Origin of the sequence: Bacillus sp. FSL R7-0685 (assembly GCF_038002425.1) — a bacterium.
In the GTDB taxonomy this organism is placed as follows: Bacteria; Bacillota; Bacilli; order Bacillales; family Bacillaceae; genus Bacillus; species Bacillus subtilis.
On record NZ_JBBOCN010000001.1, the window covers coordinates 727675 to 752657 of the forward strand.

A 24983-nucleotide genomic window follows, 5' to 3' on the forward strand; every position below is an offset into this window, starting at 1 on the left:
ATGAGGTGATGATGAATGTTGATGAATGAATTTGAAAAAGCATGTGAAACATTGAGAAAGTTTATGGCTTATATGCTTGAGAAGGACATGAAGAGCTGGACGGAGCTTTGGGATGAGAATGCTGTATTTGAGTTCCCTTATGCGCCGGAGGGATCACCAAAAAGAATAGAAGGAAAAGCGGCCATTTACGATTATATTAAGGATTATCCTAAGCAGATCCATCTTTCTTCATTTACGGCTCCGACAGTGTACCGTTCAGCAGACTCGAATACGATGATTGCGGAGTTTCAATGTGACGGCCATGTGATTGAGACTGGACTGCCTTATCGCCAAAGTTATATCAGTGTCATCGAAATGAGAGACGGCCGCATTGTGCGTTATAGGGATTATTGGAATCCGCTTGTTGTAAAAGAGGCCTTTGGAGGATCATTTTTGCAAACAGAGGAGAGTGGGAAATGATGAAACAGAATCCGATTTTAATCACGGGCGGGACTGGCACAGTCGGCAGCCGAATCGCCAGCCGTTTAATAGAGCTGGGGCACAGGGTGCGTATTGCGAGCCGGAAAAAGGGCGCGCTTGCTGATGCTGAGTATGTGTATTTTGATTGGAAGGACGCCTCCAGTTTTACGCCTGCTCTGGAACAAGTAAAACAGATCTATCTTGTTGCTCCGGTCGGTGTATTTGATCCGGCTCCCTATGTGCTCCCCTTTTTAAAGGAGGCAAAGCGTCTCGGTGCAAAGCGTGTAGTGATGCAAAGTGCGTCTGTTGTCCCTGAGAATGGTCCCGTGTTTGGCGCGCTTCACCAGGCAGTGCGCGAGTTTCCAGAATGGACGGTGCTGCGGCCCTCATACTTTATGCAAAATTTCATCAATGTCCAGCATCGCATGTCTATTCAAACGGAGGGCCGCATCACAACGGCTTCGGGTGAAGGAAAACTTGGGTTTATTGACGCTGATGACATCGCAGAAACAGCCGTCAGGGCTTTGATTGATGATGTTCCTCATCAAACACATCATATTCTGACAGGTCCCGAGGCGCTGAGCTATGCCGAAGCGGCGGAGATCATTGGAGCTGCGGCGGGACGCCGGGTGGAGCATGTCAGCATTTCTCGTACCGAGTTGCAGCATAAAATGGAGGCAGGAGGTTTGCCCGCGGATTATGCCCATTTTATGGCGAAGCTTGATGAGGCAATCAGCCATGGTGCGGAACATCGGGTAACGGATACAGTGAAGCGTGTGACGGGAAAAGAACCTCGTTCGCTGTCAGAGTTTGCGGCTGCTCATGCTGCATATTGGAAACACTGACCTCATTTTGGACTGAATAGTCTAGAAGACCTTCGGCGCTTTCGAAGGTCTTCTTATTGAAAAAGCTAAGTCGTGTTTTAGTCATAATCATGCCTCCTGCCTCATACCTATTAAGGTCATTGTTTTTGAGAAAGGAGGAGCCGGAATGAAGGATATGCAGCCGTTTACGCCTGTCAAATCATATACGCCCTTTCACAGCCGTTTTGATCCCTGTCCGCCCATAGGGAAGAAATATTACAGAACGCCCCCTAACCTTTATATGACCTTTCAGCCTGAGCACATGGAGCAGTTTTCGCCGATGGAGGCTTTGAGGAAAGGCACCCTTTGGAAGGATCTCTATGATTTTTATGAAAACCCTTATCGAGGGGGAGACGCACATGGCAAAAAAGGTTGACGCCGAATATTATCGTCAGCTAGAGCAAATACAGGCTGCTGATTTTGTGCTTGTTGAGCTGAGTCTTTATTTAAATACACATCCTCATGATGAAGATGCGTTGAAGCAATTCAATCAATATTCCGGCTATTCAAGGCACTTAAAAAGACAGTTCGAATCCTCTTACGGACCGCTTCTGCAGTTCGGCAACAGCCCCGCGGGCAAGGATTGGGATTGGGGAAAAGGGCCATGGCCGTGGCAAGTATAAGGAGGAATGCCTGAATGTGGGTGTATGAAAAGAAGCTGCAATACCCTGTCAAGGTCAGTACGTGCAACCCGACGCTGGCGAAGTATTTGATTGAGCAGTATGGCGGAGCGGACGGCGAGCTGGCCGCAGCTCTCCGGTATTTGAACCAGCGTTATACGATTCCTGATAAGGTCATCGGCCTTTTAACAGATATCGGCACGGAGGAGTTTGCCCATTTGGAAATGATTGCGACCATGGTCTATAAGTTAACAAAAGACGCCACACCGGAGCAGCTGCGTGAAGCTGGGCTTGGCGATCATTACGTCAATCACGACAGCGCGCTTTTTTATCATAATGCGGCGGGCGTGCCGTTTACCGCGAGCTATATCCAAGCGAAGGGCGATCCGATTGCCGATTTATACGAAGATATTGCCGCAGAAGAAAAGGCGCGGGCGACGTATCAATGGCTGATTGATATTTCGGATGATCCTGATTTAAACGATTCCCTGCGTTTTTTGCGTGAGCGTGAAATCGTACACTCTATGCGCTTCAGAGAAGCGGTTGAAATTTTAAAAGAAGAACGGGATAAAAAGAAGATTTTCTAATAGGCAGATTGGCCTCTCTTTCATACACCCTTTTACATACAGAGAAAATGGTCTGTTTTTGCAGTTTGGTCTGCATTATAATCAAGGTGTGTGTGCAAGCTTACTTTTTGATTGGGAGGCCTTTATGTCAGCTTTTAAGATTGAGAACGAAACGATTGCAGATGGATTTTACGCGTGTCCGGCCGTCTATGAGGATGCAGAATCGATTACCGGGTTGCTCGTCCGAACAGCTGAATGGCTCCGGGATCGGGGTTCTAACCAATGGAGCGGACTTCTCAAAGGGCAAGATATACATGATATCACGGGGTCAATTGAAAAGGGACATGTGTTTGTGTTTAAAAAAGATGAAGAGCTTGCGGCTGTCGTGATGCTGCTGCCTGCACCGAGCGAGTGGGACCGGACGCTTTGGGGAGACGATGGGCATGAGGAGTCCATTTATTTGCATCGCCTCGCAGTAAGCCGCCGGTTTGCGGGACAGGGGCTTGGAGCCCGCGTCCTTCAATGGGCGGAGACGGGCATACACTTTCCGGGAAAAACACGGATCCGGCTTGACTGTGTCGCTGATAGCGACGCCCTGCATTCCTTTTATCGGCGTATGGGATATGAATTCATGGGTGCTGATGCGTCTGGATATCATTTGTTTGAGAAAGAGATTACGGCAGAATAAGCGTCCTTTGCAGGGGGCTTTTTTGTCTTTTCTAAAAGGGAGGGCAGGCGATGTTGTGGCCAATTTTATTTGTGACAGGGATTGTGACAGCTTGTCTGTTTGCTGGCGTATCCGTTTTGATGCGGATGAGATTTCCTGACAAAAGTCGGCCGGAATGGATGTTGGCCGGGCTGATCGTCCTTGGTGTGTTTGCGATCTGGTACAGCCTCGTGTATGTACGCGGCTGGGAAGGGGCTGCGCTCGGAATGCTTGGATTCAATGTCATTTTCGGAGCCATTGCCGGATATTTGGTTGATAAGGCCATTCGGCGTTACAGGAAAAGATAAGGATGCTGTCGCTCATCATGTCGAAATTTTCACAGAACGGCAGGGATTTTCTTTCGAAAGGAGAAATACATATTACTTTAAAATGAAAGCGTTTTCCAAAGCGGGAAGGTGATGTTGATGATACACAGTGTGACAAATGGGCTGAATCGTTTTTGTACGTGGGTGATGAGACTGGCCTATTTGAATGTGCTTTGGATTTTGTTTTCTCTTGCAGGCCTGGTTGTGTTTGGGCTGATGCCCGCTACTGCCGCGATGTTTACAGTGGCGAGAGAATGGGCGAAGGGGAATACAGATGCCCCGGTGTTTTCTGTCTTTTTTCGGACGTTTAAAAAGGAATGGCGTGCATCACAGATCCTCGGGCTTATCGTTGTGACGGCTGCCCTGTTTCTGTTTGCGGATATGCGGATAGCGGCTCAGATGGACCAGCCTGTGCTCGTCAATGTATTCCTGAGCATTAGTTTGATTTTCGCGTTTGTTGTGCTGTATGTGTTCCCAGTATTTTCTCATTTTGATGTAAAAATCAGAGAGGTGCTGAGCATCAGCTTTTTGATTGCTTTCAGCCGTCCGGCGGTGACGCTTTTGATGGCGGCGGGCGCTGTCGGTGTGCTTTGTCTCGTTCTGTTTCATGTCACGTTTCTATTGTTTTTCAGCGGGAGTTTACTCAGCCTGATCTTAACGAAGCTGTCCTTTAAAGCGTTTCGGTCAATGGACCAGCGGCAGGAGAAAGAAAAGGCGGCATGAAGAAAAGAGTTGCTGGCTGGTACAGGCGGATGAAGATTAAGGATAAGCTGTTTGTGTTTCTATCGTTGATTATGGCCGTATCCTTTCTGTTTGTATACAGCGGGGTCCAGTATGCCTTTCATGTGTATGATGAGCAGATTTACCGCAAGTCCTCGGAGGTGCTTCGGATGTCTTCTGAAAGGATCGAAGACGAGCTGAAGAAGATAGAGGATGTGTCATATGAAATCATTACAGACGAACAGATTCAGCGCATCCTGAGCATGCAAAATCGGGATGATACGTATGATCAATATCAAATGAAGCAGGAGCTGTGGGATCAGCTTGCGGGATATGCCAGCGATGAAAAGTACATCGATTCCATTCATTTGATTGATGCCCGCGGCTCAGAGTATTCAGCCGGAAGCAGTTCTTCAGATCTTTTGCAGCAGGAGCAGGAAGAGGTATTTAAGCGAGTGAAAGCGAAAAATGGAAGAAATCTTTGGATGACGCTCGGCGGGTCAGATCCTGTCCTGATTTCAGCACGGCAGATCAGGTCCTATCACCAGCTGAGTCTGAACGGCTTGGGCATGGTGCTGATCCAAGTCAATGTAAAACAAATGATTCGTGATGTGCCGAAGGATTGGAGCGATTCAGTCGGAGACATTATGATTGCTGACCAAGGCGGGAATTTGGTGTATACGGCACATGCATCAGCGCATGTTCCTGAGGCAGCAAAAGAGACGCTGAAGCACCCCGGTTATGACTTGATAAAAAAGAATGGCAAACGTTACTTTATTTCTTATCTTCAATCATCCTACCAAAATTGGAGCTACTATAATGTCATCCCCTTTGACCAGATGTTCGAAAAAATTTCCTTTATGAAAACAGTGATCGGCACATGCTTTCTCCTCTTTTTCTGTGTGGTTTTGCTTTTCGGAAGGAAAATCGCCAACAGCATCACGGAGCCGATTGAACAGCTTGTGACCGCGATGAAATCGGTACAGCACGGCGGCATTGAAGCAGGTGTGTCGCTTTCTCTGCCGGAACATACACAGGATGAGGCCGGCATGCTGAACCGTCATTTTACTGTCATGATGAAACGGATTAATGAGCTGATGGAAGAAAATGTGGAAAAACAGCTCATCATTAAAGAAACCGAATTGAAAGCACTGCAAGCCCAGATCAACCCGCACTTTTTATATAACACGCTCGAGTCCATCAATTGGCTGGCCAAGGCGAATCAGCAAAAGCAAATCTCAAAAATGGTAGAATCGCTCGGTTTTCTTCTGCGCAACAGCATACATATGAAGAAGGATATCGTGACCATTCAGGAGGAGGCGGACATCGTACTCCACTATATGACCATTCAGCGATTTCGATTTGAAGAGCGCCTGAATTTCACGTTGGATATTGACGATGAGGTGAAGCATTGCCTCATTCCGAAACTGACGCTCCAGCCGCTTGCGGAAAATGCGATTCAATACGCGCTTGAACCCTTTACAAGGCCATGCGCCATCCGGATTCAGGCGAAAAAGGCGAAGGGCTGTGTCTGTATTACGGTCGAAGATAACGGCCCTGGCATGGATGGACGGATTCTTGAATCAACGGGCGGAAGAGGAATCGGACTTTGGAATATTCGCGAGCGCATCAGCCTGACATTCGGAGAGCCATACGGCTTGCGGATTCATAGTGAGCATGAAAAGGGGACGAGGATTGTGATCACAATACCGTGCCGAAATGAGGTGGTGTGATGTATAAAATACTGCTGGCTGATGATGAGAGGATTATCCTTGATGGAATGGCAGGAATCATTGAGTGGGAGTCGCTTGGCGCCTCATTGATCGGTAAAGCGCAGAACGGACATGAAGCATATGAAAAGATTGTACATAAGCAGCCGCATATCGTCATCACAGACGTCAAAATGCCCGGTATGGACGGGCTTGAGCTGATCAAAAAGGTGTCAGCCATCAGTCCGTCGGTGCAATTTATCGTCCTGTCCGGGTTTGGAGAGTTTGAGTACGCAAAGGAAGCCATGAAATATGGGGTGAAGCATTATTTGCTGAAACCCTGCAATGAACAGCAGATTATCAGCTCGTTGGAGGAAATCATTGCTGAGCTGAAGCGGCAAGATGTGCACAAAAAGAAAACAGCCCATCTGAAACACGAGCTGGACCATATCCGTTCCTTTGCAGCCGATCAATACTTGGAAGGCTTGATCGCAGGTGTAGCCCAGTTGTCTCCGCCGCCTTCACTTGCCGGAAAAAAGATCCGCCTCTTGATCTTAAAAGGGGAACAATCTATTGATGTCGCAGCCAGAGAGGCACTCGGATCGGCACTGACAGCGGTTTGCAGCAGCGGAGAATGGACAGTGCTCGCCGTAGAGGAGAACGCCGCTGAAAAGGCGGCGGAGGTTTTTGCGGACCGCAAGATGGCCATCAGTCAGGCGGGAGAACTCCGGCACGCGGGGCAGCTGTTTCGTGACACAGCTGAAGCGTCTGGTGACCTGCATGGGAGCGCAGTGATTTCAAAAATGATCAGGCTTATTGCCGACGAGCTCGGAAATCCGAATCTGTCCTTAAAATGGGCGGCGAAGGATATGCTGTTTATGAATCCTGATTATCTCGGGAAGTTATTTAAGCAGGAAACAGGCGAGAAATTTTCCCAATATGTTACACGAGTGCGTCTTGAACATGCGATGAAACAGATGAAAATGAGGCGGGACGCGAGTGTATCAGAAATTGCTGAAGAAATCGGATTTGGCGATAATCCGAAGTATTTCAGTCTTGTTTTTAAAAAATATACCGGTCTGACACCGTCAGAATTCAGAAGAAAACAGGGAGGCGCTTCCGCAGGATAGCCATCTCTGTTTTTTTGACTTTCGCCACTGTTTTTTGAGTGTTTCGCCCTATCCGAACGCTTTAAAATAAAATGTAAGCACTTACATTAAAGGGGGGATTGGTTTGAAGAAGATTTGTTACGTTCTGTTATCGCTTGTCTGTGTCTTTATTTTCAGCGGATGTTCTGTGGGCGAAGAGGCATCGGGGAAAAAAGAAGACATTACGCTCAGAATCGCGTGGTGGGGCGGGCAGCCAAGGCATGATTATACAACAAAGGTAATTGAACTTTACGAGAAAAAGAATCCTCACGTCCATATTGAAGCGGAATTTGCGAACTGGGATGACTACTGGAAAAAGCTTGCGCCCATGTCTGCCGCCGGCCAGCTTCCTGATGTCATTCAAATGGATACCGCTTACTTAGCCCAATACGGAAAGAAGAACCAGCTGGAAGATTTAACGCCGTATACAAAGGATGGAACGATTGACGTCAGTACAATCGACGAGAATATGCTGTCGGGCGGAAAAATCGACAATAAGCTTTATGGATTTACGCTAGGTGTCAACGTGCTGTCTGTGATTGCGAATGATGATTTGCTGAAAAAAGCCGGTGTGTCTATCAATCAGGAAAACTGGACGTGGGAGGATTACGAGAAGCTGGCGTATGATCTTCAGGAAAAAGCTGGTGTCTACGGTTCCAACGGAATGCATCCGCCTGATATTTTCTTCCCGTATTATTTGCGCACAAAGGGTGAGCGCTTTTACAAAGAAGACGGCACTGGCCTCGCGTATCAAGATGATCAGATGTTTGTCGATTACTTTGAACGGCAGCTGAGGCTGGTGAAAGCGAAAACGTCCCCAACACCTGATGAAAGCGCACAGATTAAAGGGATGGAAGACGATTTTATCGTCAAAGGCAAATCAGCGATTACATGGAACTACTCCAATCAATATTTGGGCTTTGCCCGGCTGACAGACTCGCCGCTGTCTCTCTATCTGCCGCCGGAGCAAATGAAGGAAAAGGCGCTGACATTGAAGCCGAGTATGCTGTTTTCCATTCCGAAAAGCTCTGAGCATAAAAAAGAGGCAGCGAAATTTATTAATTTCTTCGTGAACAATGAGGAAGCGAACCAGCTGATTAAAGGTGAGCGAGGCGTTCCAGTCTCCGACAAGGTGGCGGATGCGATTAAACCGAAGTTGAATGAGGAAGAAACCAACATCGTGGAGTATGTAGAAACCGCGTCAAAAAACATCAGCAAAGCCGATCCGCCAGAGCCTGTGGGAAGCGCGGAGGTCATCAAGCTGCTGAAGGATACGTCAGATCAGATTCTGTATCAGAAGGTATCGCCGGAAAAAGCCGCCAAAACGTTCCGGAAAAAGGCCAATGAGATATTAGAGAGGAATAATTGACGGGAAATGGGGCCGACGCAATGAAAAAAAGCCGGAGTATAAGAAAAGACAATCTGGCGGGATATGCTTTTATTTCTCCGTTTATCATCGGGTTCCTATGCTTTACGGTGATCCCGATGGGGGCGTCCCTGTTTCTGTCCTTCACGAGCTATGACTTGTTTACGGCGCCGAAATGGATCGGGCTCGACAACTTTAAGGAAATGTTTACGGGTGACGAAAAGTATTGGCAGTCTCTGAAGGTGACATTTACGTATGTGCTTGCCGGGGTTCCGCTCCGCCTCGGCTTCGCGCTTTTTATCGCTGTCATTTTAAACAATGCAGCAAAAGGAACGGCCATTTACAGAACGCTCTTTTATCTGCCTTCGATCATCGGCGGGAGCGTCGCCGTGGCAATTATGTGGCGCAATATTTTTGGCAATGACGGGGTCATCAATGCGCTGCTGTTTTTTGTCGGGATTGATCAAAAAATTCTTTGGTACCAGAATCCGACAAGTGCGCTGTGGACATTGATTCTGCTGTCCGTCTGGCAGTTCGGGTCGTCAATGCTGATTTTTCTGGCCGGGCTGAAAAACATTCCGTCTTCGTATTTGGAAGCGGCAAGTGTGGATGGGGCAAATCGGGTGCAGCGTTTCTTCAAGATCACGCTTCCGATCCTCACACCGATTATTTTCTTTAACCTAGTGATGCAGACGATTTCTGCTTTTATGACATTTACACCTGCCTATATCATTTCGAAGGGCGAGGGCGGGCCGCTTGACGGGACACTTCTCTATTCGCTCTATTTGTTCCAGCGTGCGTTTAACTATTTTCAAATGGGCTACGCATCGGCGATGGCGTGGGTCATGCTTGTCATTGTCGGGCTGATTACGCTCATATTGTTTAAAACATCGTCATATTGGGTTCATTACGAGTCAAAGGAGGAATGACGGATGGAGCCGGTCAACGAGCCTGTCAGAAAAGCCCCGGTTTTAGAAAGAAAAAAAGCCGGTCGCGTCAGTCCCAAACGCATACTGTTCCATGTTTGTACGGCAACGCTGGCGGTGTTACTGCTGTACCCGGTCATTTGGCTGTTTGTCAGCTCGTTTAAAGAAAGCGCCAGTATTTTTACAACCTCACATTCTCTCATTCCAGACCCTTTTATTCTCAGTAACTATGCTGAAGGGTGGAAGGGCATTGCGGGACAGCCGTTTCTGACGTTTATTAAAAACTCGGCGATTATTGTCGGACTGTCAACAATCGGTGCCGTCCTGTCATCGGCTGTCATTGCGTACGGATTTGCGCGTATTCCGTTTAAGGGAAAAAAATTTTGGTTTGCGTGCATGATGGGGACGTTAATGCTGCCTCATGAAGTGTTGATGATTCCGCAGTATATTATGTTTGCGAAATTAGACTGGCTGAATTCCTTTAAACCAATTGTCGTTCCGCAATTTTTCGGGCATGCGTTTTTTATCTTTCTGATGATCCAGTTTATCCGGACGATTCCCGAGGAGCTGGATGAAGCCGCGCGAATCGACGGATGCGGACGCTTTGCCTGTTTTTGGCGGATCATTCTCCCGCTGATTGCTCCCGCGCTTGCGACGTCTGCGATTTTCTCCTTCTATTGGAAGTGGGAGGAGCTGATTCAGCCGCTCTTGTATTTGAATAAGCCGGAGCTTTACCCTGTTTCACTTGCGCTGAAGCTTTTTCTCGATACAGAGTCGGCTTCGAACTGGGGCGCGATGTTTGCCATGTCGGCCGTCTCGTTATTGCCTGTGATTCTTGTTTTCTTTTTGTTTCAGAAATATATCGTTCAGGGCATCAGTACGACCGGATTAAAATAAAAAGGAGTGTTGCAGATGGCACAGCTTATCTTTGATGAAGAAAAGGTGACGTCGGTTATTGACCGGATCGTGAAACGGACATTTCAGATGGATTTTGCGTGGGATTGGCCGGGCGGCGTCGCGTTTTACGGCGTGGCGGAGGCCTATGAAGCGACGGAAAACGAGGAATATATCAATCTGTTAAAAACGTGGGTGGATGAACAGCTGGAGGATGGGCTGCCGCCGCTATCAATCAACGGAGTTTCCATCGGGCATACGCTTTTGTTCCTCCACAAAGTGACGGGTGATGACGTGTATTTGGAAACAGCGGCCGAGATGGCGGAATATGTGCTGCATAAGGCGCCGCGCTTTGGCGAGGGTATCCTTCAGCATACGGTGAATGCGGCAGAATATGTGTTTCCTGAGCAGGCATGGGCGGATACGCTGATGATGGCTGGGCTGTTTATGCTGAGAATTGGGCGGGTCATGGAGCGTGAGGATTATTTTGAAGACGGCCTGCGCCAGTTTCACGGACATGAGGATGTGCTTCAGGACCCTGTCACGAATTTGTACTACCACGCCTGGGACAACAAAGCGCAAAATCATCTGTCGGGGATTTATTGGGGCAGGGCGAACGGCTGGGCGGCACTCACGATGGCAAAGGCGCTCCCGCTCATTGAGGTGACACATCCTTCCTTTATGATCATCGACGGATCGCTCAGAGACCAGCTGAGCGCACTTGTCCGGCTTCAGGATGAATCAGGGCTGTGGCATACGATTTTGGATGATCCGGATTCTTATCTGGAGGTTTCGGCATCAGCCGGTATTGCTTCTGCTCTGATATCGAGCGGAAAGCTGTATACAAAATATGTGCAGAAATCGCTTGCCGCCATTTTGGATGCGGTGGAAGAGGACGGACGGGTCAGCAAGGTATCGGCCGGGACAGCCGTCATGAAAAATGCCGAAGGATACAAACAGGTGCCTTACAAACGAATACAAGGATGGGGGCAGGGACTTGCGCTGACGTTTCTTACTGATGTTTTGAAAACGAAAAAACGCGTGTATCAGTAAAGATAGCGGCGGGGGGAGAGGGATGAAAAAACAGCCTCAACAGAAGGAACGGGTTTCTCGCTGGAAGGGAACGTATTTCAAAAGAAACTTTGTCTTCATTTTGCTGATTGCCTGTATTCCCGGATTGCTGACTGGCGGCGCAATCTACTTTCTTTCGATCGACAAGGTGGAGAAAGAGCTGCAGAGATCGCATGAAACACAGGTGGCGCGTGAAGTCAGCCGAATGGATGAGAAGCTGGGAGTGCTTGAACTGGCTCTCACCCAGATGGCCTACGATTCTTCACTGATGAACGGATTGGCCGAGAGGGATTTGGAGAAAGACTTTACGTTCTCCTATCAATTAACGAAAAAGCTGTTTCTTTTGCGGGACCAGCAGCCGCTGATCGAGCAGGCCTCCATCTTTCTGAACAGCCCCCGGCCACTTGTGCTGAGCCCTGAATACAGCGCTTTGACAGAACAGGAGGCGCTTCGCAAGTATCGCTCGCTGCTTGCCTCAGACCACAGCATTTATTGGAAACGGTCGGGAAATCAAGTGATGCTGATCCAGCTCATTCCGGGCGCGGCGGAGAAACCGTTCGGCGCGATCATGCTGGCGTTTGATCCGAAAGAAATGGAATCAATCCTGCAAAGCTTGTCCCCCTATCCTGATGGAAGTGCGCTGCTTTTAGATCAAAATCAAGAGGTGCTGTTTCATGAGGGGGAAAAAGATTTTGAAAAGACTTTACTTCATGAGATAAAAAAACAGCCGAATGAGAAAGGCCATTTTCAGATGGAATGGGAAGGCAAGGTGTATTCTGTCTCCTTTGGAGAAATGAACCGGATGCATCAGCAATGGACCTTTGTGTCAGCGGCGCCTCTTTCAGCTATTACAGCGCCGATGGTGTTTTTATCAAAAGTGATCATCGTAATGCTGGTCATTTGCATCGGTTTGGCGGTATGCATGACATGGTATGCATCAAAAAAAATCTATCGTCCCATCCAGCATTTGCTTGGCTTGTTTACCGGCGGAGAGAAGAAAACATGGCAGGCGTCCGGGCAGGATGAATTCAAGTGGATTGAAAAGAGATGGCAGGATCTATCTCTTGAAAGCCGGAAGCTCCAAGAACAGCTCCTGCGGCAGACGCCCCATATGAAAAAGAGTTTTTTGCAGCATCTCTTACAGGGCGATTTTTACTATGACAACGAGGAAAGCCTCAGATTGCGGATGGAGGAGGCTGGCTGGAACATCGGCGGAAACGCGTTTCATGTGCTTGATCTACAGGTGACAGGGCTCCGCTGTGAAAAAAGCATCTTCCGTGAAGGTGATGAACAGCTTGCCGTGTTTACCCTGACCAATCTGGCTGAGGAATTGGCGGATAAACACGTTTTTCAGCTATCCATACTTGATATCGGCCGGCTTTCTGTCACCGTTCTTGTGATGAAAACAAACAGCTCTGATCTCAAGGTGTATATAACGGAGCTGGCACGCCAGTTTGGGGATGTAACCGGACTAAGCCTGACTGCGACATTGAGCAGCAAGACGGAGCGTGTCACGGAAATTCCTTCTTTATTTCAAAATGTGAAAAGCGGCAAATCCCGCAGGCAGTTTGCCAACCGGGATCAGGTCATTGATTTGCAGGCCGACTCCCCGCAGGATGAGCAGTTCGCTCCTTATTACCCTTTTGAGCTGGAAAAACAAATTGTTCAGGCCATCCGGCTGGAAAGAAAACAGGAGGCCGAGGAGCTGATTCGTGTATGTATGAAGGAACTGGCAGAAAAGGCGGCCATAGACAGGCATGTGCATTCCGCCCTGATTCAGCTGTTTTCCCGCATTCAGGAGGATATTTTGCATTCCGGGCTCAATCCCAGCGAACTGTTTCAGCACCGGAATCCGTTTCTTGATATTTCAGAATTGCACGAACCTAATGAAGCGGCGGCCTGGCTGATGGATGTAGTGGTGACGCCTTACCTTTCCAAGCTTGAGGGCAGAAAAAACAGACAGCAAAAGCAGCTGGCAGAACGTGTGATTGCGATGATTCACTTACAGTATATGGCGGATATTTCATTGGAAAGCTGTGCCGATGCGCTTGGCATGAATTCATATACGTTAAGCAAGGCATTTAAGCAAGTGACCGGCATTAATTTTATCGATTATGTGACCCAGATCAGAATCGAAAAGGCGAAAGAACTGCTGGTCAATACGAATAAAAAAATTCATGACGTGTCAGAAGAAGTCGGCTACCGCCACAATTACTTCAACCGGATTTTTAAAAAACAGGTCGGCATGCCGCCGGGTGTCTTCAGGCAAATGTATCAGGAAACGCCGTGAAAGGAGAGAACATGTGATGAAGAAACCGATTCAAGTATTTTTAGCCGGGGATTCCACTGTGAGTGACTGCCCGCCTCATGAAGCGCCGATGGCTGGGTGGGGGCAGGTATTCGGGCAATTGTTTTCAGAAGAGGTAGTGGTGCACAATCATGCCAAAGGAGGAGCGAGCACCAATTCTTTTGTGGAGGAAGGAAGGCTTCAAGCGATTGCTGAGCGCATCACACAAGGCGATTATTTGTTGATTCAATTCGGCCACAATGACCAAAAACCGCGGGGGACGAAGCCGTACTCCACATTTCAGCAGTTTCTTACCTTGTTTGCAGATACGGCACGTGAAAAGGGCGCGCATCCTGTGTTCGTCACATCTGTGCAGCGGCGCCGCTTTGATGAAAACGGACGGATCGAGCATACGCTCGGTGAGTATCCCGATGCGATGAAAGCACTGGCGAAGGAGCTCGATGTACCTGTGATTGATCTGCTTGCGAAAACAAAGGTGCTGTATGAAGCATACGGGCCGGAGGAGTCCAAGCGATTGTTCGTTTGGTTTCAGCCGAATGAACATCCGAATTACCCGGACGGCATTGAGGACAATACGCATTTTTCGGAAAAAGGTGCAATGGAGGTTGCGAAGCTTGTGGCAGAAGGCATTGAAGAGCTCGGACTTCCGCTTAAGGACCGTCTTGTGAACCGGGAGGGAAAAGAACATGTATAAGGAAGGCGCTTGCTTGTACCGCAATCCGTTCCGGTCTAAAAGCGATGTGAAGGATTGGCGGATGGAGGGAGGCGGACAGATCTCATTTGATGATCACAGCTTGCACCTGTCACATGTTCAGGACGAAGCGCACTTTGTCTTTTGGTGTCCGGAAACCTTTCCAGACGGCATCATTGTGACATGGGATTTCTCCCCGATTGAGCAGCCGGGACTGTGTATGCTGTTTTTTTCCGCTGCGGGCATTGGGGGCGAGGATTTATTTGATCCAAGTCTCCAGAGAAGAACGGGAAAATACCCCGAGTACCATTCAGGGGACATCAACACTCTCCACCTCTCGTATTTCCGCAGAAAATACGCGGAGGAAAGAGCATTCCGCACCTGCAATTTAAGAAAAAGCCGCGGTTTCCACCTCGCCGCAATGGGTGCCGATCCGCTGCCTTCTCCAGACGACGCTGATTCTCCGTATCGTATGAAGCTGATCAAAGACAAAGGCTATGTGCACTTTTCAATCAATGGTCTGCCCATTCTTGAGTGGATGGACGACGGCAGCACATATGGGCCTGTGTTAACAAAAGGAAAAATCGGGTTCCGGCAGATGGCCCCCATGAAAGCAGCTTACAGGGATTTTGCCGTGCATCAAGCGGTGAGAAGATGAAGACGACTGTAACGGACTCGCTTTATGCAGGCTGCGAAGCGGTGGTGAAAATAGCATGGCTCAACGGGCTGTGGCTGTTGTTTACACTTTTGGGCGGCGTTCTTTTCGGATGGGCGCCGAGCACAGCCGCGATGTGTGCCGTTATAAGGAAATGGCTGATGGGGCAAAAGGATGTCCCAGTATTTCCGTTATTTCTCGATACCTATAAAAAAGAGTTTCTCAAGGTTAATGCGATCGGATTGGCGTTTTCGGCTCTTTTGCTCATATTGTCCGCGAACTATCATTATTTTTCTGCCAGTACGGATTGGCTGTCCTTTACTGTAACAAGCTGCACGCTGCTTGCAGGGCTTTTGTATATCATCGCGCTGATGTATGTGTTTCCCCTTTATGTGCATTACCAGCTCCCGCTTCGCAAATATATTCCGCAGGCGCTGCTGTTTGGCGCCATGAGGCCGCTGACGACCGGCTGTATGCTGATCGGGTGCGGATTTGTCCTTTATTTGCTGTATACGCTTCCTGGCCTGATTCCGTTTTACGGCCCATGTTTATTTGGGCTTGTGTTGATGTTTTTTGCTCTTAGGGGATTTCAAAAGACGGAGGCCCAGCATCATCAAGCCGGGTAACAAAAAAATGACAAATACGCAAAAAAGTGCAGTGTCCGAAATAGGCAGATGCAAAAAAGTGAAATTGAAGACAGCTCACACAGCGCATAAAATCCAATTTGAGTAAGCGCTTACAGATAAATGAGAAGGAGCTGTCTGATGATTACACGAAGGAAACGCATGTTTACCGCTGTTACGTTGCTGGTCTTGTTGGTGATGGGAACCTCTGTATGTCCTGTGAAAGCTGAAGGGGCAGCGCGGCAGATGGAAGCGCTGAACCGGGGGCTTGTAGCGGTCAGGACGGACGGGGGCATTTTTGTCAGCTGGCGGTTTCTTGGAACCGAAAACGCATCTGTTTTGTTCAATGTGTACAGAGACGGGCAGAAACTGAATGCTGCGCCTGTCAAAACCACGAACTATGTAGATAAAAACGGATCGGCGGGCTCAACGTATACGGTTCGGGCTGTTGTAAACGGTACCGAACAGCAGGCTTCTGAAAAAGCCTCCGTATGGGCGCAGCCGTATCATTCCGTCCCGCTGGATAAACCGGCTGGCGGCACGACGCCAAAGGGTGAAGCTTACACGTACAGCGCTAATGACGCAAGTGTTGGCGATGTGGATGGTGACGGGCAATACGAGCTAATCCTGAAATGGGACCCGTCTAACTCAAAAGACAATTCACAGGATGGCTATACGGGTGACGTGCTGATTGACGCGTATAAACTGGACGGCACAAAGTTATGGCGGATCAATCTCGGCAAAAACATCAGAGCGGGCGCGCACTACACCCAGTTTATGGTGTATGACCTTGATGGTGACGGAAAAGCGGAAGTGGCAATGAAAACGGCAGACGGGACAAAAGACGGCACGGGCAAAGTAATTGGAAATGCCAATGCAGATTACAGAAATGAACAGGGGCGTGTGCTTTCAGGCCCTGAATATCTCACGGTGTTTCAAGGTTCAACCGGGAAAGAGCTTGTCACCGCAAATTTTGAACCGGCGCGCGGCAATGTGTCGGATTGGGGAGACAGCTACGGCAACCGTGTTGACCGTTTTCTCGCCGGCATTGCCTACCTTGATGGACAGCGGCCGAGCCTGATCATGACCAGAGGGTATTACGCTAAAACCATGCTAGTTGCCTATAACTTCAGCGATGGAAAGCTGTCAAAGCTTTGGACGCTGGACTCCTCAAAGTCAGGAAATGAAGCGTTTGCCGGACAGGGGAATCACAACATGAGCATCGCGGACGTTGACGAGGATGGAAAAGATGAGATTATTTTCGGCTCAATGGCTGTTGATCATGACGGGAAAGGCATGTACTCGACCGGCTTAGGCCATGGGGATGCCCTCCATACAGGAGATCTTGATCCGGGACGGCCGGGGCTTGAGGTGTTTCAAGTACATGAGGACAAAAATGCAAAATACGGCTTATCTTTCCGGGATGCTGCAACCGGAAAAATCCTTTGGGGCGTTTATGCCGGCAAGGATGTAGGCCGGGGAATGGCTGCTGATATTGACCCGCGTTATCCGGGACAGGAAGTGTGGGCAAACGGTTCTCTCTACTCAGCGAAAGGGGTCAAAATCGGAATCGGGGTTCCGTCCTCGACCAACTTCGGCATCTGGTGGGACGGCGATCTGCTCCGGGAACAGCTGGACAGCAACCGAATTGATAAGTGGGATTATCAAAACGGCGTATCGAAAAATGTGCTGACTGCATCAGGCGCAGCGGCTAACAACGGCACAAAAGCAACACCAACGCTTCAGGCTGATCTGCTCGGTGACTGGCGCGAGGAAGTGGTGTGGAGAACGGAGGACAGCAGTGCACTGCGCATTTACACGACGACCATTCCGACTGAGCACAGGCTGTATACGCTGATACACGATCCGGTGTACCGGCTTGGCATCGCCTGGCAAAATGTCGCCTATAACCAGCCGCCGCACACAAGCTTCTTTTTAGGAGACGGCATGGCGGAACAGCCAAAACCAAATATGTATACGCCTTAACTGAAAGGGGGAAGGAACGGGCTGCGTGCAGCCCGTTCCCATCAAATGAAACCAAAAAAGAGGCAAATGGAATACTTGACCAGAGGTTTGATTGCGGTAAAGACAGAACAGGGCGTGTTTGTCAGCTGGCGTTTTCTCGGAACAGATCATGAGACGACGGCTTTTCACCTTTATCGAGATGGAAAGCGGATCACCCGCGATCCAATCGCTGAAAGCACTAATTTTCTCGATCAAAACGGAACGGCTGACGCTGTTTATCAGGTGGCGGCCGTCAATAAGGGAAGGGAAGAAAAACTGTCCAAAGAAGCTTCCGTCTGGCGGGAAAATGTACTGGAGGTTCCGCTTGCCAAACCGGAAGGCGGTATCACGCCGGACGGAAAGCCGTACACCTACAGCGCCAATGATGCCAGCGTCGGGGATGTGGACGGGGATGGAGAATATGAAATCATCCTGAAGTGGGACCCGTCCAATTCAAAAGACAACGCCCATGACGGGTATACCGGGGAGGTGCTCATAGATGCCTATAAACTGGACGGCACCTTTTTGTGGCGTATCAACCTTGGCAGAAACATCAGGGCGGGCGCTCATTACACGCAATTTATGGTGTATGACCTTGACGGTGACGGAAAAGCAGAAATCGCCATGAAAACAGCTGACGGCACAACAGACGGGAAAGGACATATCATCGGTGATGAGCATGCCGATTTTAGAAATGAACAGGGAAGGATTCTGTCCGGACCGGAATATTTGACGGTGTTTAAAGGAGAAACCGGTGAGGCGCTCACGACCGTGGAATATGAACCGCCCCGCGGCAAACTGGAGGATTGGGGAGACGGCTATGGAAATCGGATGGACCGTTTTCTCGCCGGGATCGCTTATTTGGATGGGGAGCGGCCGAGCCTCGTGATGGCGCGGGGCTATTATACGAGAGCCGTTCTCGTAGCATACGATTTCAGAAACGGAAGGCTCAAAAAACGATGGGTATTTGACTCCAACCATCCGGGACATGAAGCGTACGCAGGACAGGGGAACCACAGCTTGAGCGTGGCTGACGTCGACGGAGACGGAAAGGATGAAATCATATACGGCGCAATGGCGGTCGATCATGACGGAACCGGCCTGTACACAACGGGGCTCGGGCATGGAGACGCGATGCATGTAGGGGATCTGGACCCGTCACGAAAAGGGCTTGAAGTGTTCCAGGTGCATGAGGACGCCACGAAGCCGTACGGACTGTCACTGCGAGATGCCGGAACCGGTGAGATATTATGGGGCGTCCATGCTGGAACTGACGTTGGCCGGGGCATGGCGGCTCATATTGACCCAAGCTACAAAGGGTCGCTTGTCTGGGGAATTGATCCGCCGGGCAATGATGGCATGTCGTATGGGCTTTTCACGAGCAAAGGCGAAAAAATCAGCGACAAAGCGCCCGCTTCAGCCAATTTCGCCATCTGGTGGGACGGTGATTTGGTCAGAGAACTGCTTGATCATGACTGGGACGGAACGATTGGCAGGCCAAAGATTGAAAAATGGGATGCTGAAAACGGCTGTCTGAAGACGATATTTCAGCCGGCCGGCGTGCTGTCCAACAACGGCACGAAAGGAAACCCGGTTCTTCAGGCCAACCTGTTCGGAGACTGGCGGGAAGAAGTGATATGGAGAACGGAAGACAGCAGCGCGCTCCGTATCTATACAACGACACATCTCACCCGCCACCGCTTTTACACGCTGATGCATGATCCAGTTTACAGGCTCGGCATCGCCTGGCAGAATACCGCCTACAACCAGCCGCCGCACACGAGCTTTTACCTCGGAACGGGAATGAAAAAACCGCCGAAGCCCGCCCTGTACATAGCGGGAAGCAAAGCGGAGGCGCCGCTGTAGGAGGACTAAGGGATAAGACGCAAAGGCTGAACGCTACGACAAGATTATTAGAGAACGGGCAGGACGAACCAATGCTCAAGCGCTGTACGCACCGGTCTTTTTCAAGGGAAGAGCTATCCGTGATGGAAGCTGTATAAAAAACGAGGGGGAATGAAAATGGCAAATCATATTTATCTTGCCGGCGATTCGACTGTTCAAACGTACGGAGACAGCACAAATCAAGGGGGCTGGGGGCAGTTTCTCGGCTCGCATCTGCCGGAGCATATTCAGGTGATCAACAGAGCGATCGGGGGAAGAAGCTCGAAAACATTTGTCGAAGAGGGCAGGCTTCAGGCGATCCTTGATGTGATTGAGCCGGATGATTGGCTGTTCGTGCAGATGGGCCATAATGACGCGTCGAAAAATAAGCCGGAGCGCTACACCGAGCCCTACACTACTTATAAACAATATTTAAAGCAGTATATCGCAGGCGCGCGGGAAAAAGGCGCCCATCCGCTTCTCATTACCCCCGTAGCCCGCTTTCATTACGAAAATGGCGTGTTTTTGAACGATTTTCCAGATTACTGCATTGCCATGAAGCAGACGGCTGAAGAGGAGAATGTCCAGCTCATTGATCTGATGGAGAAAAGCCTTGCTTTCTTTACTGAGAAGGGCGAGGAAAAAGTATACACCTATTTTATGATTTCAGAAGGGATTAACGATTACACGCATTTTACAAAAAAAGGCGCAAATGAAATGGCGAAACTTGTGGCAAAAGGCATAAAGGAGCTCGGCCTGCCATTGACAGAATCGATCATCAAAGAAAGGTGAAAATGGGATGAGAAAACTGTATCATGGCGCTTGCTATTATCCGGAATTATGGGATGAAGAGACGATTCAGCAGGACATTGACATCATGCGTGAAGTTGGCGTAAATGTTGTGCGGATCGGTGAATTTGCCTGGTCTGTCATAGAACCTGAAGAAGGAAAAATTGACGTCGGTTTTTTCAAAGAAATCATCGCCCGGCTGTATGATAGCGGGATCGAAACGATTATGTGCACGCCGACGCCTACCCCGCCGATTTGGTTCTCACATGGCCTGCCCGAACGCATGCATGCCAATGAAAAAAGAGAGATCATGGGGCATGGCTCCCGTCAGCATGCCTGTACGAACAACCCGTATTTCCGAAAAAAAGCCGCCATCATCACCACAGCCATCGCCAAGGAGCTTGGCCGGCTCCCGGGGCTGATCGGATGGCAGCTAGACAATGAGTTTAAATGCCATGTTGCAGAATGCATGTGTGAGACATGTTTGCGCTTATGGCATGACTGGCTCAAAAATCGCTACGGGGTGATTGAGCGCTTGAATGAAGCTTGGGGAACCGATGTGTGGAGCGAAACCTATCAGACGTTTGAGCAAGTCCCGCAGCCGGGACCGGCCCCGTTTCTGCATCATGCCTCTCTACGCACTATGTATCAACTGTTTTCGATGGAGATGATCGCTTCGTTTGCGGATGAACAGGCCAAAATCATCCGCTGCTATTCAGATGCGCCGATCACGCATAACGGATCAGTCATGTTCAGCGTGGACAATGAGCGAATGTTTCAGAATCTCGATTTTGCCTCCTATGACACGTACGCTTCGCAGGAAAACGCCTCTGCCTTTTTATTGAACTGTGATTTATGGAGAAATCTGAAACAGGGACGCCCGTTTTGGATTTTGGAAACGAGTCCGTCGTATGCCGCCTCGCTTGAAAGCTCCGCTTACCCGCACGCAGACGGGTATTTGCAGGCCGAAGCCGTATCGTCCTACGCCTTAGGGAGCCAGGGATTTTGCTACTGGCTATGGCGACAGCAGCGTTCAGGCAGCGAGATTTCCCACGGTTCGGTTCTCAGCGCCTGGGGCGAACCCGCCATCGGCTACCAAAATGTGCTGGCGGTTGAGCGGGCAAGAAAGGAAATCGAGCCTATTATTCTATCGACTGAACCCGTTCAAGCCGAGGCGGCGATGACTTACTCTGACAGAGCAAAAGCATTTATTAAAACTGAGCCTCACCGGGGACTCCGGCATCGTTCGCTTGTGACGCATTTTTATGAACGTATTCTCAACACGGGGATTCACCGTGACCTTATTCCGGAAGGCGCTCCACTGGACGGCTACCGCTTGCTGTTTACGCCATTTGTGCCGTATTTGTCTTCTGAATTTATCAAAAAAGCTTCGGCATTCGCTGAAGCGGGCGGCATCTGGATCACCGGGCCGCTGACAGGAGGGCGCACATGCGAGCATACCATTCATACCGATTGCGGACTTGGCGAACTTGAGAAAACGTCAGGGATCAAAACACTTTTTACCTTTCCGATGAATGAGAACGTGAATACAGGAAAAGCGTTTGGCATCACGGCACCGCTCGGACTATGGAGCGCGGTGTTTGACACAGAGAGCGGAAACACCCTTGGCACGGTTGAAGCAGGACCGGGGGCGGGCCATGCTTTTCTGACGGAACGGAATTACGGCGAGGGGAAAATTGTCATGCTGGGCTCGCTTCCATCCGGGAAAGAAGGGGATGCGATGCTGGAAGCGCTCGTTAGGCATTACGCGGAGGAAGCTGTTATTTCCAGCCGGTCGGATGTTACGCCCGGCACGATCGTTGCCCCGCGCAAAGGCGATAACGGCCTTGTGTGGATCATCGTGAATATGGATGGAAAAGGAGGAAGTGTGACACTGCCGGAAGCGGGAACAGATCTGTTGACGCACCGCTTGGAAAAGGCGGGGAGGCTGGCGGTCGGACCGCATGAATACCGTGTGATTCAATTTGACAATCCCAGCTGATTCTTTGCATCGAATCAGCTTTTTTCTATGGAGGGAGAGACCGATGAAAAAGATCAAATGGTTATCAGGACAGCCAAAGGTGATAAGCGGTGTGACGTGGGGCGTGCCATGGAAAAAAGGAGAATTAAAAAAGGGTGACCGTCTGGCGCTTATGAATGAAAACGCGGAAACGCGATATGTGCAAAGCGAACCGTCGGCCTATTGGCCGGACGGGAGCATCAAGTGGACGAAGCACGCGGCGGTGTTTGGCGGTCAGGAAAACCAAAGCTTTACAGTGCACAAAAGAGAAGTGCCGCAGCCAACTGAATCGCTCAGCATTCATGAGACAGAGCATGATATCCAAGTGGATACAGGAGCACTCGTTTGTACCATTCATAAAACAGGATCTGATTTCATTCAATCATTGCAGATCAATGGAAAGCCGATCGCCGCAGGCGGGAGGCTCGTTGCCATAAGAGAAAAGAGAAAAGAGTCGGCGGTGGAAACGGTTCTATTTCAAGAAGCATCTGTCAGCTTTATCAAACGGGCGGCGATTGAGCAGAGTGGTCCTGTCAAAGCAGTAGTCAAAATCGAGGGAGTGCATGTGCTCCATAAAACGAATGAAGAATGGCTGCCGTTTGTCATCCGATTGGTGTTTTATGCCGGGCTGTCTGAGATCGGCCTTGTGCACACGCAGCTGATTGACAGGAACGGTAAACAAGAATTCATTAAGGGGCTCGGCATCGAATTTGACCTTTTTTTGGAGGGGGAGCCGTACAACCGCCATTTCCGGTTTGCGGGAGAGAAAGGGATGTACAAAGAACCCGCCCAGCTGTTTGGCACACGTAAATTCAATGAACGATATCCGCTTTATGAAAAACAAATCAATGGCGAAATGCTGTCTCCAGATGAAGAGCATAAGGAATGGTTTGCGCACGGAACACAGAATGCGGTTTGGGACGATGTGAAGCTTGTTCAGGATTCAAGCGATCATTACAGCCTGTCAAAACGGACCGGAAAAGATTATGCGTGGATCGGCATGCTGCATGGCTGCCGGGCGAAGGGGCTTTGCTATGCGGGCGGAGAAAATGGCGGTGTGGCTCTCGGCCTGCGGTATTTCTTTGAGAAATACCCTTCAGCACTGGAAATCACAGGTCTTGCCGGCAGCCGCCCCAAAATGACCGTCTGGCTTTGGCCCCCGGACGGCGAAGCGATGGATTTGCGGCATTATACAGGAAACACCCACGTGGCCAGCGCGTATGAAGGCTTTGATGAAATGCGCTCTGATCCGACAGGCATTGCGAACACAAATGAAATCAGCCTGGCGTGCTTTTCGCACATGCCGTCTGACGAAGTCCTCAATGCGCTCGCTGACAAATGGCAGGCGCCGCCGCTCATTGTATGCGAGCCGGACGTCTATTACGAATCAAAAGCACTCGGGGTTTGGAGCATCATTGACACATCCCATCCGCTCAAAAAAGAGCTGGAAGAACAGCTCGATGCGGCCTTTCTGTTTTATAAAAAGGAAGTAGAGCAACGCAGATGGTACGGTTTTTGGCATTATGGCGATGTCATGCATACGTATGACCCGATCCGGCATATGTGGCGGTACGATCTCGGCGGATACGCATGGCAAAACAATGAGCTCGTTCCGACCCTATGGCTGTGGCAGACGTTTTTCCGCTCAGGCAGAGAGGATATCTTTCGCATGGCAGAAGCCATGACCCGCCATACGAGCGAAACGGACAGCTTTCACCTCGGTGAATACGCAGGACTTGGTTCACGGCATAACGTTGTGCACTGGGGATGCGGCTGCAAGGAAGCGAGAATCAGCATGGCCGGGCTTTATAAATTCTATTATTATCTGACGGGTGATGAGCGGACGGGAGATCTTTTGACAGAAGTGAAGGATGCCGATTATGCCCTCGTCAAAACCGATCCGATGCGCGCTTTTTACGAGAAAGGCAAGCACCCGACTCACGCCAGAACGGGACCGGACTGGGCGGCGTTTTGCTCGAACTGGCTGGCGGAATGGGAGCGGACCGAAAATCCGAAATATCTCAAAAAAATCGAAACTGGAATCAACTGTCTGAAGCTGCTGCCGCTCCGCTTATTATCCGGCCCGACATTTGAATATGACCCGGCGACCTCGATGCTTCATCACATGGGAGACGGCATTGCGGGCGGATATCATATGATCATTGCCTTCGGCGCGCCGCAAGTGTGGATGGAGCTGGCTGAGCTTCTTGATGACCGGGAATGGGAGGATATGCTGAGTGAATTCGGCGAATTTTACACACTCAGTGATGAGGAAAAACGGAAAAAAAGCGGAGGCGCTCTTCATGACGGGCATTTTCACTGGCCGATGTTCGCCGCCGGTATGACAGCCTACGCCGCGAGAAAAAAACAAGATCCTCATCTCGCCGCCAAAGCGTGGAATCTTTTGCTAGAAGATAAGCTCAGCCATACGCCGCTTCCGATCAAACCGGAGCGCATCGAGACATGGACGCAGCTAGAGGAGCTTCCATGGGTGACAACGAACACTGTCTCTCAATGGTGTTTAAATGTCATAGCGGCGCTGGAACTGATCGGAGATTCCCTTCCGGCAAAAAAAGAAACATCGGGCAAAAAAGGATAACAGCCGGAATTTCATAGGAGAAATGGTGCAAAAAAT

General features: G+C 49.7%; 21 protein-coding genes and 2 pseudogenes. All 23 read left to right on the plus strand.

What is annotated here, in order from left to right; genetic code table 11:
• The first annotated feature begins 15 nt into the window (after positions 1-15).
• The 23 genes and pseudogenes from MKY50_RS03810 (at position 16) to MKY50_RS03920 (ending at position 24947) form a co-directional block, all read left to right on the plus strand.
• On the plus strand, positions 16-459 hold the full coding sequence (locus MKY50_RS03810) for a nuclear transport factor 2 family protein (protein WP_151262066.1): 444 nt from the start codon (positions 16-18) through the stop codon (positions 457-459).
• Positions 456-1324, plus strand: a pseudogene (locus MKY50_RS03815) (NmrA family NAD(P)-binding protein). The gene MKY50_RS03810 and the pseudogene MKY50_RS03815 overlap by 4 nt, the downstream one beginning before the upstream one ends.
• A gap of 125 nt (positions 1325-1449) precedes the next feature.
• Positions 1450-1698 (plus strand): spore coat-associated protein CotJA, encoded by a 249-nt coding sequence (gene cotJA, locus MKY50_RS03820; RefSeq protein ID WP_003219489.1) that lies wholly within the window; start codon positions 1450-1452, stop codon positions 1696-1698.
• The gene (gene cotJB / locus MKY50_RS03825; RefSeq protein WP_003219491.1) at positions 1682-1945 is read left to right on the plus strand and encodes a spore coat protein CotJB; all 264 of its coding nucleotides are present in this window, start codon (positions 1682-1684) and stop codon (positions 1943-1945) included. The genes cotJA and cotJB overlap by 17 nt, the downstream gene beginning before the upstream one ends.
• 14 nt (positions 1946-1959) lie before the next feature.
• On the plus strand, positions 1960-2529 hold the full coding sequence (gene cotJC, locus MKY50_RS03830; RefSeq protein ID WP_003233850.1) for a spore coat protein CotJC: 570 nt from the start codon (positions 1960-1962) through the stop codon (positions 2527-2529).
• A gap of 124 nt (positions 2530-2653) precedes the next feature.
• Positions 2654-3196 (plus strand): GNAT family N-acetyltransferase, encoded by a 543-nt coding sequence (locus tag MKY50_RS03835; protein WP_072175465.1) that lies wholly within the window; start codon positions 2654-2656, stop codon positions 3194-3196.
• Between the two features lie 22 nt (positions 3197-3218).
• Positions 3219-3522, plus strand: a pseudogene (locus tag MKY50_RS03840) (YesK-like family protein).
• A 111-nt stretch (positions 3523-3633) separates the two neighbouring features.
• Positions 3634-4263 (plus strand): YesL family protein, encoded by a 630-nt coding sequence (locus MKY50_RS03845; RefSeq protein ID WP_019712807.1) that lies wholly within the window; start codon positions 3634-3636, stop codon positions 4261-4263.
• Positions 4260-5993, plus strand: coding sequence for a two-component system sensor histidine kinase YesM (gene yesM / locus MKY50_RS03850; RefSeq protein ID WP_341116191.1), 1734 nt, complete (start codon positions 4260-4262; stop codon positions 5991-5993). Before MKY50_RS03845 ends, yesM begins: the two co-directional genes overlap by 4 nt.
• On the plus strand, positions 5993-7099 hold the full coding sequence (gene yesN / locus MKY50_RS03855; protein ID WP_341116192.1) for a two-component system response regulator YesN: 1107 nt from the start codon (positions 5993-5995) through the stop codon (positions 7097-7099). Before yesM ends, yesN begins: the two co-directional genes overlap by 1 nt.
• A 103-nt stretch (positions 7100-7202) precedes the next feature.
• Positions 7203-8486, plus strand: a complete 1284-nt coding sequence (locus MKY50_RS03860) for an ABC transporter substrate-binding protein (RefSeq protein ID WP_033885041.1) — start codon at positions 7203-7205, stop codon at positions 8484-8486.
• Positions 8483-9412, plus strand: a complete 930-nt coding sequence (locus tag MKY50_RS03865) for a carbohydrate ABC transporter permease (RefSeq protein WP_003233835.1) — start codon at positions 8483-8485, stop codon at positions 9410-9412. The genes MKY50_RS03860 and MKY50_RS03865 overlap by 4 nt, the downstream gene beginning before the upstream one ends.
• Before the next feature lie 3 nt (positions 9413-9415).
• Positions 9416-10306, plus strand: a complete 891-nt coding sequence (locus MKY50_RS03870; RefSeq protein WP_038428560.1) for a carbohydrate ABC transporter permease — start codon at positions 9416-9418, stop codon at positions 10304-10306.
• Positions 10307-10321: 15 nt separating this feature from the next.
• On the plus strand, positions 10322-11356 hold the full coding sequence (gene yesR / locus MKY50_RS03875; protein ID WP_341116195.1) for a rhamnogalacturonyl hydrolase YesR: 1035 nt from the start codon (positions 10322-10324) through the stop codon (positions 11354-11356).
• A 22-nt stretch (positions 11357-11378) separates the two neighbouring features.
• Positions 11379-13664, plus strand: a complete 2286-nt coding sequence (gene yesS / locus MKY50_RS03880) for a transcriptional regulator YesS (RefSeq protein WP_341116196.1) — start codon at positions 11379-11381, stop codon at positions 13662-13664.
• 13 nt (positions 13665-13677) lie between these two features.
• Positions 13678-14376, plus strand: coding sequence for a rhamnogalacturonan acetylesterase (gene rhgT, locus MKY50_RS03885; protein ID WP_341116198.1), 699 nt, complete (start codon positions 13678-13680; stop codon positions 14374-14376).
• Entirely contained in the window at positions 14369-15031 is a 663-nt protein-coding gene (locus MKY50_RS03890) for a YesU family protein (RefSeq protein ID WP_308154128.1), read from the plus strand. Before rhgT ends, MKY50_RS03890 begins: the two co-directional genes overlap by 8 nt.
• Entirely contained in the window at positions 15028-15654 is a 627-nt protein-coding gene (locus MKY50_RS03895; RefSeq protein WP_341116201.1) for a YesL family protein, read from the plus strand. The genes MKY50_RS03890 and MKY50_RS03895 overlap by 4 nt, the downstream gene beginning before the upstream one ends.
• A 138-nt stretch (positions 15655-15792) precedes the next feature.
• On the plus strand, positions 15793-17637 hold the full coding sequence (gene rhgW, locus MKY50_RS03900; protein ID WP_445662038.1) for a rhamnogalacturonan lyase: 1845 nt from the start codon (positions 15793-15795) through the stop codon (positions 17635-17637).
• A gap of 45 nt (positions 17638-17682) precedes the next feature.
• Positions 17683-19521 carry a rhamnogalacturonan exolyase gene (gene rhgX, locus MKY50_RS03905; protein WP_341116203.1) on the plus strand — a complete coding sequence of 613 codons (1839 nt, stop codon included), beginning with the start codon at positions 17683-17685 and terminating at the stop codon, positions 19519-19521.
• Positions 19522-19677: 156 nt separating this feature from the next.
• Positions 19678-20331, plus strand: a complete 654-nt coding sequence (locus MKY50_RS03910) for a rhamnogalacturonan acetylesterase (RefSeq protein ID WP_003233813.1) — start codon at positions 19678-19680, stop codon at positions 20329-20331.
• 7 nt (positions 20332-20338) lie between these two features.
• Positions 20339-22330: a beta-galactosidase YesZ gene (yesZ, locus tag MKY50_RS03915; RefSeq protein WP_341116204.1), complete on the plus strand. Its 1992-nt coding sequence runs from the start codon at positions 20339-20341 to the stop codon at positions 22328-22330.
• Positions 22331-22373: 43 nt separating this feature from the next.
• Positions 22374-24947 carry an exo-rhamnogalacturonan lyase family protein gene (locus tag MKY50_RS03920; protein ID WP_341116205.1) on the plus strand — a complete coding sequence of 858 codons (2574 nt, stop codon included), beginning with the start codon at positions 22374-22376 and terminating at the stop codon, positions 24945-24947.
• The last annotated feature ends 36 nt before the right edge of the window (positions 24948-24983 follow it).

Bases quoted from the DNA above. Each gene is read 5' to 3' on its own strand.
- MKY50_RS03810 (WP_151262066.1), top strand. From the start codon at position 16: ATGTTGATGAATGAATTTGAAAAAGCATGTGAAACATTGAGAAAGTTT.
- cotJA (WP_003219489.1), top strand. From the start codon at position 1,450: ATGAAGGATATGCAGCCGTTTACGCCTGTCAAATCATATACGCCCTTT.
- cotJB (WP_003219491.1), top strand. From the start codon at position 1,682: ATGGCAAAAAAGGTTGACGCCGAATATTATCGTCAGCTAGAGCAAATA.
- cotJC (WP_003233850.1), top strand. From the start codon at position 1,960: ATGTGGGTGTATGAAAAGAAGCTGCAATACCCTGTCAAGGTCAGTACG.
- MKY50_RS03835 (WP_072175465.1), top strand. From the start codon at position 2,654: ATGTCAGCTTTTAAGATTGAGAACGAAACGATTGCAGATGGATTTTAC.
- MKY50_RS03845 (WP_019712807.1), top strand. From the start codon at position 3,634: ATGTTGATGATACACAGTGTGACAAATGGGCTGAATCGTTTTTGTACG.
- yesM (WP_341116191.1), top strand. From the start codon at position 4,260: ATGAAGAAAAGAGTTGCTGGCTGGTACAGGCGGATGAAGATTAAGGAT.
- yesN (WP_341116192.1), top strand. From the start codon at position 5,993: ATGTATAAAATACTGCTGGCTGATGATGAGAGGATTATCCTTGATGGA.
- MKY50_RS03870 (WP_038428560.1), top strand. From the start codon at position 9,416: ATGGAGCCGGTCAACGAGCCTGTCAGAAAAGCCCCGGTTTTAGAAAGA.
- yesR (WP_341116195.1), top strand. From the start codon at position 10,322: ATGGCACAGCTTATCTTTGATGAAGAAAAGGTGACGTCGGTTATTGAC.
- yesS (WP_341116196.1), top strand. From the start codon at position 11,379: ATGAAAAAACAGCCTCAACAGAAGGAACGGGTTTCTCGCTGGAAGGGA.
- MKY50_RS03890 (WP_308154128.1), top strand. From the start codon at position 14,369: ATGTATAAGGAAGGCGCTTGCTTGTACCGCAATCCGTTCCGGTCTAAA.
- MKY50_RS03895 (WP_341116201.1), top strand. From the start codon at position 15,028: ATGAAGACGACTGTAACGGACTCGCTTTATGCAGGCTGCGAAGCGGTG.
- rhgW (WP_445662038.1), top strand. From the start codon at position 15,793: ATGATTACACGAAGGAAACGCATGTTTACCGCTGTTACGTTGCTGGTC.
- rhgX (WP_341116203.1), top strand. From the start codon at position 17,683: ATGAAACCAAAAAAGAGGCAAATGGAATACTTGACCAGAGGTTTGATT.
- MKY50_RS03910 (WP_003233813.1), top strand. From the start codon at position 19,678: ATGGCAAATCATATTTATCTTGCCGGCGATTCGACTGTTCAAACGTAC.
- yesZ (WP_341116204.1), top strand. From the start codon at position 20,339: ATGAGAAAACTGTATCATGGCGCTTGCTATTATCCGGAATTATGGGAT.
- MKY50_RS03920 (WP_341116205.1), top strand. From the start codon at position 22,374: ATGAAAAAGATCAAATGGTTATCAGGACAGCCAAAGGTGATAAGCGGT.